The sequence below is a fragment of the Clostridium sp. genome, assembly GCF_030532265.1.
In the GTDB taxonomy this organism is placed as follows: domain Bacteria; phylum Bacillota; class Clostridia; order Clostridiales; family Clostridiaceae; genus Clostridium.
On sequence record NZ_JAUNLM010000010.1, the window covers coordinates 1 to 17,377 of the forward strand.

A 17,377-nucleotide genomic window follows, 5' to 3' on the forward strand; every position below is an offset into this window, starting at 1 on the left:
AATAATAAATCAAATTGAATATTTATTTAAAAAAGTAATATGAGTGTTGAAAGACTAATTTTTAATAAATATAATAGTATTTAAATATCTTTGTTATGGATAAGTAAAGTATATAATTTATAGAAATAATAACCTATTAAAATTTAAAAAATATTATATATAATTTATTCAAATTTCAATAAGTGTGATAAATATCACGTTATAAAAGAAAAATGAATGTTAAAATTATAACAACTAAAAGTAGTTAGGACTTTAAAAGGAGATGTTTTTTTATGGATGTTAAACAATCAGTATGTAATTATTGCTCTACTGGATGCAATCTTAATTTTAATATAGAAAATGATAAAATAGTTAAAATAATGGGAAAAAAAGGTTACCCTGTTAATGATGGAATGGCTTGTATAAAAGGACTTAATCTAGATAAGCAACTTACTATGTATGGACAGCAAAGACTTCCTCTTCTTAGAGGTGAAGATGGAAAAATGCATGAAATATCATGGGAAGAAGCATTTGAAGTTTTTGCTAAAAAAATGACAGAGATTCAAAATAAATATGGTAAAGAAAGTGCCGCTTTTATAAGTACAGGACAGCTTCCTATGGAAGAAATGGCTATATTAGGATACGTAGGAAGAGGGCTTATGGGAATGCATGGAGATGGAAATACAAGACTTTGTATGGCTACATCAGTTGTTGCATATAAGCAAAGCTTTGGATTTGACGCACCACCATACACATTAGAAGATTTAGAACTTTCAGATACACTTATATTTATAGGGGCAAATCCAGCTGTTGCTCATCCAATATTATGGGGAAGAATAAGAAAAAATAAAGATGCTAAGAAGATTGTTATAGATCCAAGAAAATCAGAAACTGTAAAGGGATGTGATGATTGGTATCCAATAAAACCAAAAACTGATTTAAGATTTTTATATACATTAGCTAATGTTTTAATAGAAAAAGGATATATAGATGAAGAATATATAGAAAAATATACAGAGGACTTTGAAGGATTCAAAGAACACGTTAAAAAGTATAAATTAGATAATATTTATGAAACTACAGGAATTTCAAAGGAAAGAGTATTAGAGCTTGCAGAAACAATACATAACGGTAAAAAGGTTTCAATTTGGTGGACTATGGGAGTAAATCAAGGTTATGAAGCTGTAAGAACTGCTCAGGCTATAATAAATATTTGTGTAATGACAGGTAATATAGGAAGGGAAGGAACAGGTCCTAATTCAATTACAGGTCAATGTAATGCTATGGGGTCAAGATTATTTAGTAATACAACTTGTATTTATGGCGGAAGAGATTATGCTAATGAAGAAGATAGAAAATTTATAACAAAAGTTATGGGAATAAAAGATGAGCATATACCTAAAAAACCAACTATGGCATATCCAGAAATAATACAAGGAGCATTAGATGGAAATATAAAAGCACTTTGGATAGTTTCAACAAATCCAGCTGATTCATGGATAGATAACAAAAAATTTAAAGAAGCTGCAGAAAAAATTGATTTTTTAGTTGTTCAAGATTTATACTCAGACACTGATACAGCTAAATTATGTGATCTTTTCTTACCTGCTATACCAGGAATCAAGAAAAATGGTACATATATTAATACTGAACGTAGAATGTCAGCATTAGTTCCTATGCTTTCAAGAGGTGAAAAAGAGCTTACTGATTTTGAAATTATAAGGGGAATAGGAAAAGCTTTAGGAAAAGAAGAAGAATTAAAGCTTTGGAAAACTCCAAGAGATGTATTTGAACTTCTAAAAAAATCTACTGAAGGTATGCCATGTGATATTACTGGAGTAGAATATGATATGGTTAGAGAAGGGAACGGAGTACAATGGCCTTTTAAAAAGGGAGATAAGTTAGAGAAAGACCAAAGAAGACTTTTTGAAGATGGAATTTATTATAGACCTAATGGAAAAATGAAATTTATGTATGAAGATATAATGGAAAATAATGAAAAGCAAACAGAACAATTTCCTTATATTTTTAATACAGGAAGAGGGACTGTAGGACAATGGCATACTCAAACAAGAACTAGGGAAATTCCTATGGTTACAAAAATGGTTTCAGAAAAAGCTTATATTGAAATTAGTTCAGAAATAGCGAAAGAGCATGATGTTAAAGATGGAGATATAATAGAAGTTACATCATCAAATGGAGAAACTGTAAGAGTAATTGCTAAAATAAATGATGGCTTATTAAAAGATGAGATGTATGGACCTATGCATTATATAGAAATTAATATGTTAACAAAAGGAAAATATGACACATATTCAAGAGAGCCATCATATAAATATGTAACATGTAATTTAAAGAAAATAGATTAATTAAATAATGCTCATTCTTTTAAAGAGTGGGCATTAATGTTTTAAGGAGGGTTATTTTTGATAAGTTTAGAGGAAGCTAAAAAATTAATTTTAGGAAAAGTGAAAAGTTTAGGTTCAGAAGAAGTTAATATTGAAGATTCTGTAGGAAGAATTTTATATGAAGATATATATTCTCCTATAAATAACCCACCATTTCCAAGATCTCCTTTAGATGGATATGCCATTAGAAGCGAGGATACAAAAGGTGCAACGAGAGAAAATCCTATTAATTTAAAAGTAATAGATAAAATATATGCAGGGTATGTATCAGATAAAATAGTAAAACAAAATGAAGCTATAAGAATAATGACAGGGGCACCAATTCCAGAAGGAGCAGATACGATAATAAGACAAGAAGATACTGATGAAGGAGTAGAATTTGTTAAGATATATACTGCACTTAATGAATATGATAATTACTGTTATGAAGGTGAAGATTTTAAAGAAGGAACAGAATTGTTAAAAAGAGGAAAACTTATAACTTCATCAGAGGTTATAGCTCTTGCCTCAATTGGATTTAATAAGGTTAAAGTTTATAAAAAAGCAATAGTTGGAATAATAAATACTGGTGATGAAATCCAAAATCCTGGAACAAAATTAAAAAGTGGAAAAATTTATAATAGTAATGGATACTTTTTAAAAGCAAGACTTTCAGAATTGGGTTTTGAAAGTATTTTGTATAATTTAATTTGTGATGAGGATGAGGAAATAATAAAAGCTATAAAGTACTTAGAAGATAAATGTGACATTATAATTTCAACTGGTGGAGTATCAGTTGGTGAAAAAGATAGAGTTATGATAAGTGCTGAGAAAGCAGGATATAATATATTATTTTGGAAAGTTGATATAAAGCCAGGTTCACCAATGTTTGCTGCATTTAAAGAAGACAAATTATATATAGGATTATCAGGTACTCCAGTGGCATCAGCAACGACGTTTGAATTAACATGTAGAGATGCTTTATCAAAAATGTACAATACAGATAGTTTATGTATCAAAAAGAGAATAGGAATATTAATGGACAATTACACTAAATTATCAAATAAAAGAAGATTTTTAAGAGTTTATATTGATAATGAAAATAAAGTTTTTATAAATAATGTATATCAAACTCCAGGGCAAGTTCACACTATGATAAACAGTAATGCAATACTTGAAATTCCAAAAATGAAAGAACTAAAAAAAGGTGAGAAGGTAGAGGTATTAATTTAAATATGATAAATAAGTCTGTAATAATATTATCAGGTGGTAAAAATAGCAGAATGAACTATAAGACAAAAGCTTTTTTGAAGATAGATGGCATAAGGTTTATAGATAAAATTTTTTTAGAAACATCAGACTTTGAAGAAAAAATTTTATCTTGTAATGATATTAATCTTTATGAAGAATTTAAAAATCAAGCTTTATTAGTTAAAGATGAATTTAAAGATATAGGTCCAATGGGAGGTATATATTCATGTCTTAAAAAAAGCAACTTTGAATCTTCTTTGGTGGTTGCAAGTGACATGCCTTTTTTAAATAAAGATTTTTTGAATTATATTTCAAGTTATAAATTCAATGAGGATGCTTTAATACCAGTAGTAAATGGAAAAATAAATCCTCTTTGTGGAATATATAAAAAAAGTATTTTAAAAATTATAGAGTCAATGATTTTTAAAAAAGATTATAAGCTTAAAAATTTATTAGAAAAAATTAGTACAAAATATATTGAATGTAATGAAATAAACAATTTTATAAATGTAAATACAGAGGTTGAGTATAATGAGTTGTGCAAAAGAAAATTTAAATAAGAGTCCTTTTGTTGTAAATATTGTAGGAGAAAGGTCTAATGTTGGTAAAACTACATTAATTGAAGGGCTTATAAAAGAATTGGTAAAAAGAGGTTATAAAGTTGGAACTATAAAACATGATATACATGGATTTGATATAGATAAAGAAGGAAAAGATACGTATAAACATAGAGTTGCTGGAGCATCAACTGTAATAATATCATCAAAAAACAGAATGGCAATGATAAAGGAAGTTAATGAGGAAGAAAAATTAGAAAATTTAATAAAACTGTTAAATGATAAAGATTTTATTATTGTAGAAGGTTATAAAAAAAGTAATTTAAAGAAAATTGAAGTATTTAGGAAAGGAGTAAGTAGTAGAATTATAACGCCAAATGATAAATTAATATGTGTAGCAACGGATATTCCACTTAATTTAAATAAAATAAAAGAAATTAAGTATAACGATTACAAAATGTTAATAGACTTATTGGAAAATTTAAAATATAATCAAATAGAGAGGAGTTGATAGATATGTATACTTTGGGAATAATAACCAGCAGTGACAAAGGCTCGAAAGGGCAAAGGGAAGACAAAAGTGGAGAAGTAATAAAGAAAATATCTGAATCTAAAGGCTTTAAATTAGAAAGATATACAATACTTCCAGACGAAAGAATTAAGCTATCAGAAGAAATGAAGTATATGGCAGATGAGCTTAATTTAGATTTAATACTTACAACCGGTGGTACAGGCTTTAGTGAGAGAGACATAACACCAGAAGCTACTAAGGATGTAATAGAAAAGGAAGCTTTAGGTATAGCAGAAGCTATAAGAAATTATAGTTTTACTATAACAAAAAGAGCTATGCTTTCAAGAGGAACAGCAGGAATTAGAAAAAGAACATTAATAGTTAATATGCCTGGAAGTCCTAAGGCATGTGAGGAAATCTTAGATTACATATTAGAGGACTTAAAACATGGATTGGACATAATGAAAGGAAGTGCTTCAGAATGCGCAAGAAAATAATTAGTGCATTTTTAATATCATGTTTATTTGTAACTACATTACTTGTTGGATGTGCTAGTAAAGATGATAGTAAAAAGGCAGAAGGAAAAGAGTTAACAGTAAGTATAGCAGCTAGTCTTAAAAAACCTATGGAAGATATAGCTAAGAAATTTAATGAAGAAACAGGAATTAAAATAACTTATAATACAGGTGGATCAGGTACATTAAAGAAACAAATATCAGAAGGTGCTAATGTTGATTTATTCTTTTCAGCAAATACTAAGTATATGGATGAATTAATAAATGAAAAATTAGTAAATAAAGATGATACATATAACTTTTTAACAAATTCATTAGTTTTAATAGAAAATAACGATATGAAAAAAGATATAAAATCATTAAATGATTTAAAAGATACTAAAGGAAAAATTGCAATAGGTGATTTAAAAACAGTACCAGCAGGTCAATATGCAAAACAAACATTAGATAATTTAAAATTATGGGATTCATTAAAAGATAGATTCGTATATGCTAAAAGTGTATCAAATGTTGTAAGTTATGTTGAAAATGGAGATGTAGATTATGGATTTGTTTATAAAACAGATGCAAAAGATATTAAGGGTATTAATATAGCTTATGAAATACCAAATAAATATCACAAGGAAATCCAATATTCTTTATGTGTATTAAAAGATAGTAAAAATGCTGAAGAAAGCAAGAAATTTGTTGAATTCTTAAAAGGTGATGAATCTAAAAAAGTATTTAAGGAATATGGATTTGGAGTAGAATAATATGTTAATAAATGCTTTTATTATATCATTTAAAGTAGTTGTAATTGCAGTTATTATAAGTTTAATTTTATCAATAGTTGGAGCATACATTTTAATTGAAAAAAAAATAAAGCTTAAACATATTATAGAAACAATAATACTATTTCCTATGTTTTTGCCACCATCTGCAATTGGTTATTTAATACTTATATCTTTAGGTAAAAGAGGTTTTATAGGAGAATTTCTTTTGAATAACTTTAATATAACAATAATATTTACTTGGATTGCAGCTGTAGTAGCAGGAGTTGTTGTTTCTATGCCTATAATGTATCAGAGTATAAAGGCGCAATTAATAGGAATAGATGAAGATATAAAAAATGCAGCAAAAGAAATGGGAGCAAGAGATAGAGTAGTATTTAGAAAAATAAGTTTACCATTATGTAAAAAAGGAATATTTACAGGAATAATATTAAGTATAGCTAGAGTTTTTGGGGAATTTGGAGCAACAATACTTGTAGCAGGGAACATACCAGGTAAAACTCAAACAGTTCCAATGGCTATGTATTACGCTATAGAAAATAATGATGACAGAACTTCCAAGATTATACTAATAGCAATTGTTATTATTTCAGTGACATTAACTTTTTTATATAATAAAATACTTAAGAGAATAGCATAAGGGGGTAAATAGAAATGAAAAGTGTAAGAGTACAAGATGCAGTAGGTATGGTATTATGCCATGATATAACAAAAATAGTTCCAGGAGAATTTAAGGGGAGAGCTTTTAAAAAAGGTCATATAATCAAAGAAGAAGATATAAAGGAATTATTATCAATAGGGAAAGAGCATATATATGTTTGGGAAAATCAAGATGGTATGCTTCATGAAAATGATGCAGCTATAAGACTTAAAAACTTAGTTTGTGGAGAAGGATTAGAATTTGGAGAAATAAAAGAAGGAAAAATAAGCTTTATGGCTTCAAAGGACGGTCTTTTAAAAATAAACAAGGAAAAACTTTTAGAGCTTAATATGTTAGGAGAAATAATAGTTGCAACTATACAGAACAATACTCCTGTAAAAAAAGGAGAATTAGTTGGATCTACAAGGGTAATTCCTTTAGTAATAGATGAGAAAAAAATAATAGAAGCTGAAAATTTAATAAATGAAAAAATTATAGAAGTTATTGATATAAAACCTAAAAAAGTACATATGATAACTACAGGAAGTGAAGTTTATCATGGAAGAATTAAAGATGCCTTCGGACCTGCAGTTAGAAAAAAATTAGAATATTATGGATGTTTATTAGAAAATCAAGTTATACTACCGGATAACAAAGAAATGATTGTTTCTGAAATAAAGAAAGCATTAGAAAGTGGAGCAGAAATGATAGTATGTACAGGTGGTATGTCAGTGGATCCTGATGACGTTACTCCAACAGCAATAAAAGAATGTGGAGCTAACCTTATAACATATGGAGCACCAGTTTTACCAGGAGCAATGTTTTTATTAGCATATAGTGGTGATGTTCCAATAGTAGGCCTTCCAGGATGCGTTATGTATTGTAAGAGAACAATTTTTGATTTAGTTCTTCCAAGAATATTAAGTAATGAGAAGCTAAATCTTAGAGATATTGCTTTATATGGACATGGAGGTTTATGTTTAAGCTGTGAAGTTTGTACATTCCCTCATTGTTCATTTGGAAAAGGAGAATAAAATGAATGATAAGTTAACACATTTTGATAATAAAGGAAATGCAATTATGGTTGATGTAGCTCTTAAGAATAAAACAGAAAGAGTTGCTATAGCTACGGGAAAAGTTAAAACAAGTAAAGAAATAATAAATAGAATAAAAGAGGGTACAATAGGAAAAGGTGATGTTTTAGCTGTTGCAAGAGTAGCAGGAATTATGGCAATAAAGAAAACATCAGATTTAATTCCAATGTGCCATCCAATAATGATAGATGGATGTAGTATAGATTTTGATATAGATGAAGAAAATTCAGAAATAATAATAAATTCTAAAGTTAAAATTGTTGACAAAACAGGAGTTGAAATGGAAGCATTAACTGGTGTTTCAGTTGCTGCACTTACTATATATGATATGTGTAAAGCCGTAGATAAAAGAATGGAAATAGGCGAAATACATTTAGTTAAGAAAACTGGTGGAAAAAGTGGAGAATTTAATTTTTAAAGCTTTGAGGTGGTAGTGTGTTAGATAGATTTGGAAGAAATGTAGACTACCTTAGAATTTCTATTACTGATAAGTGTAATTTAAGATGCCTATATTGTATGCCAGAGAAAGGAAATACTTTTTGTAGTGATGAAAAAAAACTTTCTAATGATGAAATACAAAGAATAGTTAACTTATCTTCTAAGCTTGGTATTAGAAAAGTAAGACTTACAGGAGGAGAACCTCTTGTTATGGACGGGGTAGTAGATCTAATAAAAAACATAGATTTAATTGACGGAATAGAAGAAATAGCAATAACTACAAATGGAATATTGCTAGATGATAAAATTGAAGCTTTATCGAAGTGTGGTCTTAAAAAAGTAAATATAAGTCTTGATACTTTAAATAAAGATAAATATTTTAAGATTACAAGAGGTGGAAACTTAAGTAAAGTTTTATCAGCTATAGACAAGGGGATAAAGCTTGGAATTAAGATTAAACTTAATACAGTTATAGTTGAAGGTATTAATGATGATGAAATATTGGATTTAATAGATTTAACAAAAAAAATTCCGGTTGATGTTAGATTTATTGAACTTATGCCAATTGGAGAAGGTAAGAAATTTAAAGGATTATCTAATGAGAATATATTAAAATTCATAACAGAAAGTAATATTGAATTTGAGGAAATTAAAAGAAATTCTCATGACGGACCGGCAGAATATATAAAACTTAAAGGGGCTTTAGGACGAGTTGGATTTATAAGTGCAATGAGTAATTGTTTCTGTAAAGATTGCAATAGAATGAGAATTACAACTGATGGATATTTAAAGCAATGTTTAAATTGGAAAAGTGAAATAAATTTAAAATCTATAATAAAATCAGGAGCAAATGATGAAGAGATAAAGAATATAATAGAAAAAGCTATATATAATAAGCCAGAAAAATATCTTTTCAAAAGTGTTGATGAAAACAAAGAAATAAAATTTATGAATGAAATAGGAGGCTAATTCATGGCAAAAATAGTAGCGATTTGTACAAGTCCTAAAAAAGGAACTGCAAAGAAACAAGTAGAAGAGGCTATTTTAATAGAAGATTTTGGTGTTAAAGATGATGCGCATGCAGGAAAATGGCATAGACAAGTAAGTCTTTTAGAACTTAAAAAAATAGATGATTTTAATAAACAAGGTGGAAATGTTAAGTTTGGGGACTTCGGCGAAAACATTGTAATAGATGGAATTGAAGTTGATAAATTAAATATAGGACAAAAAGTTAAAATTGGAGAAGCTATTTTAGAAGTAACTCAAATAGGTAAGAAGTGTCATAGTGAATGTGAAATATTTCATAGAGTAGGAAAATGTATAATGCCTATACATGGTGTTTTTACAAAAGTATTAAAAGGTGGAACTATCAGAGTTAATGATATAGCAGAGTTAATATAAATAAAAAATGACTATCTTAATTGATAGTCATTTTTTTATTTATATTATTTTAATTTCATTTTCTTTTCATATCTATCATAAAGAATTAATGCAATTGCACCAAATATTATAGGACCTGCAATTTGGAATAAAGTTGCAACGTAATCTCCTGAATCTAAAGCAGGTTTTATTATTGTAAATATGTTTGCAAATATAATAGTAATTATTACAATAACAGTCCAAATTTTTGTAGTAGTATGGTTTTTATACATAACAAAAGGTTTATGTATTTCTTCCTTTTTCTTAAAGGCAATAAAAGCAAATGCTATAAATATATAAGGTATAGTCATTGCAACATTGCTCATAAGAATTAAGTAGTTTAAGAAAGCTGATGCAGTTTTACCACCAAGTGAAGAAATTAAAATTATAGCAACAACAATTATACATTGTATCCACATTGCATTTTTTGGCATATCATTTTCATCAAGTTCACTCCATGATTTTGGCCAAATTTCTTTTGGTGTTCCTTCAATAAGTTGCTTAATAGGTGAATAAGTTAAGGTAAAGAATGAACCCATTAAGGCTAAGAACATTGAAAGTCCAATAAATCTTGCAAATGAAGCACCAAGTATTTGAGCTCCAGAAGTTCCAAGGTTAAAGGCTAAACCTAAAGTATAACCTAAATTACTCATAACAACATATCCGGCATTTGCCATATTTACTGTTGAAGAATTTAATGTTGTTGACCAATTAGTAAAGAAGCCAACACACAATATTCCTAAAGAATAACCAATAGCAATAATTACAGCTGCTATTTTAATTCCTTTTGGGAATGTTTTTTCAGGATTTTCAGTTTGATCAACTAATCCTCCGATTGCTTCAAGTCCACCATAAGCAAAAATTGCAAATACCATAAATCCTAATACTCCAATTGGAGATTGATAAGTTGGATTTGGTGATGAAATAAGTGAATATGTACTAATAGGTTGTGCAAGTTCAAATTTATTAGCAATAAGAACTACTATTGCACCAATTAATAAAACTATATTTGCTAAGGCTATAAAAGTACCACCTATTGATGTAACTTTTGTTATGCTTTTTAAACCTTTTGAAGCGGCAAATGTTATTATGATAAATAAAGTTATACCAAGTAATGCCATTGTATGTGAGGCATTCATTCCAAAAAGGCTCCAAGTTGAAGTTCTATCTTCTCCAAATATAACATTAGAAAGTGGTACCCAAATTGATGATGATGTAGAAACCATCCAAATTATATAAGAAGTATACCACATGAAAGTAACTATAAATGCATATTTAGGGCCGACAGATTTATTCATCCAAGAATAAATTCCACCCTTTTCGTCTTTGAATGCAGCACCATATTCAGAAAGCATAAATGAATATGGAATAAAAAATGTTATTGCTGAAATTATATACCAAGGTATAGCTGAATATCCCATAAGTAAGAATGCTCTAGCTATATTTGTAAATCCAAAAACTGATGTAAATGTCATTAATATTAGTGCAATTAATGTAAGTTTTTTGTTATTATGTTTGCTCATAAGCTCCTCCTTAGAAGTAATGTTAATAATTTACTTTATCACATTAAAGTTATGAAATAATGAAGTATAAATTAATATTTTATTAATAGTATTTAACAATATGAGTGGACTATACTTATTTAATATAAAATAATAAATGGAAGTACATAGAATGTTTAATAAAATTTAAAATTTAATACATTTAATGCTGATAATATTAATAGTATTATTAATAAACTTTGGAGGTCAGTTATGAAAAAAATTCTTTCTATATTTAAGAGAGATATGAAGGCAATAATAAAAAATCCAGTTGCAATTTTAATAATTGGTGGACTTTGTATTATTCCTTCACTTTATGCATGGGTAAATATAAAAGCTTGCTGGAATCCATATGAAAATACTAGTACAGTTCCTATTGCTATTGTAAATAATGATAAAGGAGCAACAATTGATAATAAAAATATAGACATTGGAAAAAGTGTTGTTTCGGAACTTAAAAATAATAAGGCTATAGGATGGACTTTTGTAGATTCTAAAAAGGCAGAGCTTGGAATTTTAAATGGTGATTATTATGCAGTAATTGAAATTCCAGAAGATTTTTCAAAAGATTTAACAAGCCTTGCAACAGATAAACCAGTTAAGCCGGAAATTATATACAAAGTTGATACTAAGTCAAATCCAGTTGCAGGAAAAATAACAGAAGTTGCTGAAGAGCAGTTAGTTGATCAAATAAAATCTAATTTTGTATCAACAGTAAATAAAACAATTTTTGCATCATTAAATAATGTTGGTAAAACTCTTCAAGCAAATAAAGATCAAATAATAGGATTAAAAGATGCAATAATAAAAATAAATAAAAATATGGATATTATAATTAGCACGTTAAATTCTACAAGTAGCAATGCTAAAAATCTTAATACATATTTAAATAATGTAAAAGCAACTATGCCAGAATTAACAAAAGGTGTAGATGCAATAAAAGATGGGGCGAATCAGTCAAAAAAATTAACTACATATACAAAGAATGCTATAAATAATTCTTTTGACAGTTTAGATATGAACATAAATCAGATAAGTTCATCAAATAAAAAAATAAGTTCACTTATAAAAGGTTTAAATGATTCAATATCATCGGGAGGTAAAGATGGTGTAGGTACAGCTATATCTTCTATAAGTCAAGAGATAGATTATACTATAAATAATGTTGATACTATTAGTAAGTTTTTAAAAGAATTAAATAAAAATACTAATACAAATAATATTGACTTATCAAATGTAATTACATCATTAGATAGTTTAAAATCAACATTAAATAGTGAAAAAGATAAGTTGAAAGAATTAGAAACTTCATTTAGTTCACAAGGGGAATTAAGCTCTAGTATAGTTAAAGATATAACATCAATAAATTCAAGTATGAGCAGTAAAGTTAAGAGTATATTAGGTGAATATAATACTTCAACTAAAAGTTCAATAAATAAAATATGTAATAATTATATAGATGCTACAAATGAAGCTAATAAGATTTTAGATGGTTCAAAAGATATGATAGCTAGTATTGATAGTATACTTAATTCTGGAGTAAATGCTACAAATTTAACATCTGATATATCAAATGATTTACTTAAAAAATTTAATTACTTTAAAGATAGTATAAGTGAATTAAGCAAAAAGCTAGAGGAAATTAATGATAATAATTTAAGTGAGATAGTAACAATCCTTCAAAGTAAACCGGAAATTATGGGTTCATATATTTCAAGTCCTTTTAATGTTAAAGATGAATCAATTTATAAAATTGCAAATTATGGCTCAGGAATGGCACCAATATATTCAGTACTTGCAAGTTGGGTTGGATGTCTTGTATTGACATCACTGCTTTCTACTGAAATAAAACCATTTGAGGGAAGTGAGAATCTTACAATAAGAGATAGGTATTTAGGAAAACTTGTTACATTTACTTTTCTTGCTGTTATACAAGGCTTTATTATAGCAGCAGGTGACAAATATATATTAGGAGTTCAAACAGTTAATACACCTTTGTTTATTTTCTTTGGAGTATTAGCGTCATTTAGTTTTTGTATAATAGTTTATACACTAGTTTCATTATTTAGAAATGTTGGTAAAGCATTAGCGATAATATATATGGTAATACAAATAGCAGGTTCAGGAGGAAGTTATCCAATACAAGTAGACCCTAAGTTTTTTAGAGTATTACAACCATTATTTCCATTTACATATGCACTTGGAGGTTATAGAGAGGCAATAGCAGGACCTCTTCTAAGTAGTGTTGCATTAGATATATTTATGCTACTTTTATTTGCAGCAATATTTTTTATAATAGGAACATTCTTTAAAGAAAAGATATGGAAATACGTAAAAAGATTTGAGGATAAATTTGAGGAATCAAGAATAGCTGAATAAAGTTTTATTCCATTAATTATTACAGGAGAGGATATTATGAAGAAAATATTTAAGATTTTCAAAAGAGATTTGAAAAATATTATTAAAAATCCAGCAGCAATAATAATTGTAATAGGTTTATTCTTTATTCCTTCACTTTATGCATGGGTAAATATAAAGGCTTGTTGGAATCCTTATGTAAACACAGGAGCATTACCAGTAGCTGTTGTAAATGAAGATACAGGAACAAAATTTAATGGTAAAAATATTAATGTTGGAAATGAAATAGTAGAGGAATTAAAGAAAAATAAAGATATAGGATGGCAGTTTGTTGGAGATTGGCAAGGAAATTATGGACTAAATGAAGGAAAGTATTATGCACTTATAGAAATTCCACAAAACTTTTCAAGTGATTTAACAAGTCTTTTAAGTTCAAATCCTATAAAACCAAATATAATATATAAAGCTAATGAAAAGGCAAATGCAATTGCAACAAAAATAACTCAAGTAGCTGAAAATAAATTAACAGAAGAAATAAAAAGTAACTTTATAAATACTGTAAATGAAGAAGCATTTAAATATTTAAATAAGTTTGGAGATAATATAAAAAATAATAAGCCACAAATATTAGAATTAAAAGATACATTGAATCAAGCTGAAAACAATATTAGTAAAATAAGTAATGAACTATCTAGTTCTGTTAAACAAATAAATAGTACAAAAGGAAATTTAAATAATTTAAAAAATGATTTACCTGCTATTACAAATTCAATAAATAATCTTCAAAGTATGGTTACAGGAAGTAAGGAATTAGTTTTAAATACTAAATATAGTATTCAAAATTTAGGAAATGGACTTAAAAATGATTTATCACAAATTCAAATGACACAAAATAAATATAATGAATTGTTAAATAATATATCTACAGTAACAAAGGATAACTTAGATAAAGAAAAGATTAATAAAACAATAAAAGATATGAACTCTATATTAGATTCAATAAATACTAGTATAGATAGCGCAAAAGCAGTTTTAATAAAATTAAATGAACAAATGCACAACAATTCAATACAAGGTCAAATAGATAAATTAGCTAGTTTACAAAGTGTAATAGTACAAGAAAAAGAACAATTATCTATTTTAAAATCTTTAATAGATAATAATAAATTTGCAGAAAAAGGACAAAATGTAATAAATAAATTAATTGAGCTAAATAATAATTTTTCAAGTAAGACAACAAATGCATCAAATAATTTATATAGCAATATCATTCCTTCATTAAGTGCTTTTGCAGATACATTTGCACAAGGTGGGGATAGTGCAAATAATGTTTTAGAGGCGAGTAAAATAGTTGTGCCACAATTAAATGGGCTAGCTAATCTTGGAATATTAAGTGGAGATGTTGCTTCATCTCAAATAAAAGATGCAAATAAGAAGGTAGAGGATTTTAGTAAAAAGATTAATAAGCTTCAAGATGAAACTAAAAATATAACAAGTAAAAATATAGATAGTGCAATAGAATTATTAAGCAAAAATCCAGAAACAATAGCTTCATTTATGTCATCACCAATAAACGTAAAAACAGTAGAAGTATATAATACAGGAATATTTGGAGTAGCTTTAACACCATTTTATACAGTTTTAGGAATATGGGTTGGAATACTTCTTATGGCTGCATTACTTACAACAGAATGTGATGAATTTGAAGATGGTGAAAAATTATCATTTCTTCAAAAGCATTTTGGTAAAATGTTATTATTTTTATTTATTGGTGTAGTTCAAACATTAATTGTAATTACAGGAAATATACATATACTTGGAATAAATCCCGAAAATACAGGATTATTATTTGCTATGGCATTACTTTCATGTATAGTATTTACTATAATTATATTTACGTTAGTATCTTTATTTGGGAATATAGGTAAAGCTATTGCAGTTGTAATAATGGTATTTCAAATAGCTGGTGCTGGAGGAATATATCCAATACAAACAAATCCTGAGATATTTAGAATGCTTGAGCCTTTATGGCCATTTACTTATGCAATAGATGGATTTAGGGAAGCTATAGCAGGGCCAGTATGGAGTAGTACAATGAAAGATATTAAAATGTTATGTATATTTGGAATTGTATTTTTAATATTAGGAATATTTAAAAAGAGCTTAAATAAAATAAGAATATTTATGGAAGAAAAGTTTGAAGAAGCTGAATTATAAAAGAAAGACTGTTACACTAATAAATCATAGTGTAACAGTCTATTTTATTTATTATTTATATCAGATATTGATAACCCTTTTTCAGCTAATTTTCTATTTGTATTTTTTCTAGTAATTTTATATATTACTCCAAATAGAGGAATACCAAGTAGAAATCCTAAAAATCCAAATAAACTTCCACCAATTAACATAGCAAACATTACCCAAATAGAAGATAAACCTATTGAATTTCCAACAACTTTTGGATATATAAGATGTCCTTCAAATTGTTGTAATACTATTATAAATATAATAAAAATTACAGCTTTAATAGGACTTATTATAAGTATTATAAAAGCTGATGGAATAGTTCCTATAAATGCTCCAAATATAGGAATTAAGCTAGTTACACCAACTACAAATCCTATTAATAGAGAATATGGAAGCCTTAAAATAAACATTCCTATAAAACATAAAGTTCCAATTATAACTGCCTCAATACATTGACCACCAATAAATTTTTGAAATGTTTCGTTAGATATTCTTCCTATTTCAAGAATTTTATCTGCATGGTTGTCCTTTAAATGTGCATATATAAATTTTTTACATTGAAAAATAAGTTTTTCTTTATTAGAAAGCATATATATTGAAAAAACAAGAGCTAATAAAAAATTAAATATACCAGATGTTATGCTCATAGTTAAATTTAAAATATGATTTAATGTAAATCCTAATACTTGGCTTGCAACACCTAATATATCTTTCCAAGCATTCATAAATGTGGTCCAAATAGAATCAAAACCATCAATATTTCCTAAGTTTTTAAGAACAATATTTTCAAATGATTGTATATATTGTGGAACGCTATCAACTAACTTAGATACGCTATCTAAAAGTTGAGGAATTATAAAAATAACTAAAGTACTTAACAATCCTATAACTAGTAATAGGGTAATTACAATGGATAAAGGTCTTTTTAATGAATTTAAAAATTTAAAATTTTTAACTTTTGAGATAGGTGTAAGTAATTTATTTTCAATTATTCTCATCGGTATATTTAATACAAATGCAATACCTATAGCCATTAAAAATGGAGCGGAAATATTTAAACTCCATTTTAGAAAATTACCAACAGTAGATAGATTCAGAAAAATATATGATAAAACTATTATATATGTGGAAATTAAAAGTGATTGTTTGACTTTACTATTTAAATTTTTCAATTAAAATTCCCCTTTCATTATTTTCAGTAAATATAGTTATAGAAAATATTATACATATATAAAAAATTTATAGCAATGAAAAGAGATAAATATTTAAAAAGAGAAATGGTAGGATAATTATCCTACCATTTCATCTTTAGATTGTTATTATTTTATTGTTTTCTCGTATTGTTCTACCATTCTTTTAACCATTTCTCCACCAACGCTTCCGCATTGTTTTGAAGATAAGTCTCCGTTGTAGTCAGTGAATGGAACTCCCATTTCATTAGCTACCTCATTTTTGAATTTTGCTAATCCGTCTTTTGCTTCTGGTACTAATTTTCTTGCCATTGTTCATTCCTCCTTATACGAGATGTTTTTGTAAAGTTTATTTGATTTACTTTACATTCATAGTTTATGTCTTTTTAGAATTTATAAACTATGTTTCTAAAACCATATATGGAATATTTATGAAATAATTTTGCTAAAAAATATTTTAGAGTTTAATTCTTATATTTC

At 27.1% G+C, this 17,377-nt stretch carries 16 protein-coding genes; 13 read left to right on the forward strand and 3 right to left on the reverse strand.

Translation table 11 applies throughout. The features are described from left to right. The first annotated feature begins 272 nt into the window (after positions 1-272). From Q4E08_RS03945 to Q4E08_RS03995, 11 genes are read left to right on the forward strand one after another with little or no spacing between them, the layout of a single operon-like run. Positions 273-2,348, forward strand: coding sequence for a molybdopterin oxidoreductase family protein (locus tag Q4E08_RS03945; protein ID WP_303128719.1), 2,076 nt, complete (start codon positions 273-275; stop codon positions 2,346-2,348). 57 nt (positions 2,349-2,405) lie between these two features. Further along, the gene (locus Q4E08_RS03950; protein WP_303128720.1) at positions 2,406-3,599 is read left to right on the forward strand and encodes a molybdopterin molybdotransferase MoeA; all 1,194 of its coding nucleotides are present in this window, start codon (positions 2,406-2,408) and stop codon (positions 3,597-3,599) included. Between the two features lie 2 nt (positions 3,600-3,601). Further along, a complete protein-coding gene (locus Q4E08_RS03955) occupies positions 3,602-4,177 on the forward strand; it encodes a molybdenum cofactor guanylyltransferase (RefSeq protein ID WP_303128722.1) in 576 nt (191 codons plus the stop codon). Continuing rightward, positions 4,149-4,685: a molybdopterin-guanine dinucleotide biosynthesis protein B gene (gene mobB / locus Q4E08_RS03960; protein WP_303128724.1), complete on the forward strand. Its 537-nt coding sequence runs from the start codon at positions 4,149-4,151 to the stop codon at positions 4,683-4,685. Before Q4E08_RS03955 ends, mobB begins: the two co-directional genes overlap by 29 nt. Positions 4,686-4,690: 5 nt before the next feature. Beyond that, positions 4,691-5,182, forward strand: a complete 492-nt coding sequence (locus tag Q4E08_RS03965; RefSeq protein ID WP_303128726.1) for a molybdenum cofactor biosynthesis protein B — start codon at positions 4,691-4,693, stop codon at positions 5,180-5,182. Further along, a complete protein-coding gene (gene modA, locus Q4E08_RS03970; RefSeq protein ID WP_303128727.1) occupies positions 5,167-5,952 on the forward strand; it encodes a molybdate ABC transporter substrate-binding protein in 786 nt (261 codons plus the stop codon). Before Q4E08_RS03965 ends, modA begins: the two co-directional genes overlap by 16 nt. A 1-nt stretch (position 5,953) precedes the next feature. Continuing rightward, entirely contained in the window at positions 5,954-6,610 is a 657-nt protein-coding gene (modB, locus tag Q4E08_RS03975; RefSeq protein ID WP_303128728.1) for a molybdate ABC transporter permease subunit, read from the forward strand. Between the two features lie 14 nt (positions 6,611-6,624). Then, positions 6,625-7,644 (forward strand): molybdopterin-binding protein, encoded by a 1,020-nt coding sequence (locus Q4E08_RS03980; protein WP_303128729.1) that lies wholly within the window; start codon positions 6,625-6,627, stop codon positions 7,642-7,644. 1 nt (position 7,645) lies between these two features. Continuing rightward, on the forward strand, positions 7,646-8,122 hold the full coding sequence (moaC, locus tag Q4E08_RS03985) for a cyclic pyranopterin monophosphate synthase MoaC (protein WP_303128731.1): 477 nt from the start codon (positions 7,646-7,648) through the stop codon (positions 8,120-8,122). Positions 8,123-8,139: 17 nt separating this feature from the next. Beyond that, the gene (gene moaA, locus Q4E08_RS03990) at positions 8,140-9,111 is read left to right on the forward strand and encodes a GTP 3',8-cyclase MoaA (RefSeq protein WP_303128733.1); all 972 of its coding nucleotides are present in this window, start codon (positions 8,140-8,142) and stop codon (positions 9,109-9,111) included. Between the two features lie 3 nt (positions 9,112-9,114). Then, on the forward strand, positions 9,115-9,543 hold the full coding sequence (locus Q4E08_RS03995; protein ID WP_303128735.1) for an MOSC domain-containing protein: 429 nt from the start codon (positions 9,115-9,117) through the stop codon (positions 9,541-9,543). Positions 9,544-9,587: 44 nt separating this feature from the next. On the opposite strand, the gene yjeM is transcribed toward Q4E08_RS03995, so the two are convergent. Continuing rightward, positions 9,588-11,084, reverse strand: a complete 1,497-nt coding sequence (gene yjeM / locus Q4E08_RS04000; RefSeq protein ID WP_303128737.1) for a glutamate/gamma-aminobutyrate family transporter YjeM — start codon at positions 11,082-11,084, stop codon at positions 9,588-9,590. A 231-nt stretch (positions 11,085-11,315) separates the two neighbouring features. Between yjeM and Q4E08_RS04005 the strand changes: the two genes are divergently transcribed. Further along, positions 11,316-13,481, forward strand: a complete 2,166-nt coding sequence (locus Q4E08_RS04005; RefSeq protein WP_303128739.1) for a YhgE/Pip domain-containing protein — start codon at positions 11,316-11,318, stop codon at positions 13,479-13,481. Positions 13,482-13,517: 36 nt separating this feature from the next. Then, the gene (locus tag Q4E08_RS04010; protein WP_303128740.1) at positions 13,518-15,677 is read left to right on the forward strand and encodes a YhgE/Pip domain-containing protein; all 2,160 of its coding nucleotides are present in this window, start codon (positions 13,518-13,520) and stop codon (positions 15,675-15,677) included. A 44-nt stretch (positions 15,678-15,721) separates the two neighbouring features. On the opposite strand, the gene Q4E08_RS04015 is transcribed toward Q4E08_RS04010, so the two are convergent. Together Q4E08_RS04015 and Q4E08_RS04020 are read right to left on the reverse strand one after the other, a co-directional pair. After that, complete coding sequence (locus tag Q4E08_RS04015) at positions 15,722-16,879, reverse strand: AI-2E family transporter (RefSeq protein WP_303128741.1); 1,158 nt, start codon at positions 16,877-16,879, stop codon at positions 15,722-15,724. Positions 16,880-17,026: 147 nt separating this feature from the next. Further along, positions 17,027-17,209, reverse strand: coding sequence for an alpha/beta-type small acid-soluble spore protein (locus Q4E08_RS04020; RefSeq protein WP_303128742.1), 183 nt, complete (start codon positions 17,207-17,209; stop codon positions 17,027-17,029). Positions 17,210-17,377: the final 168 nt, after the last annotated feature.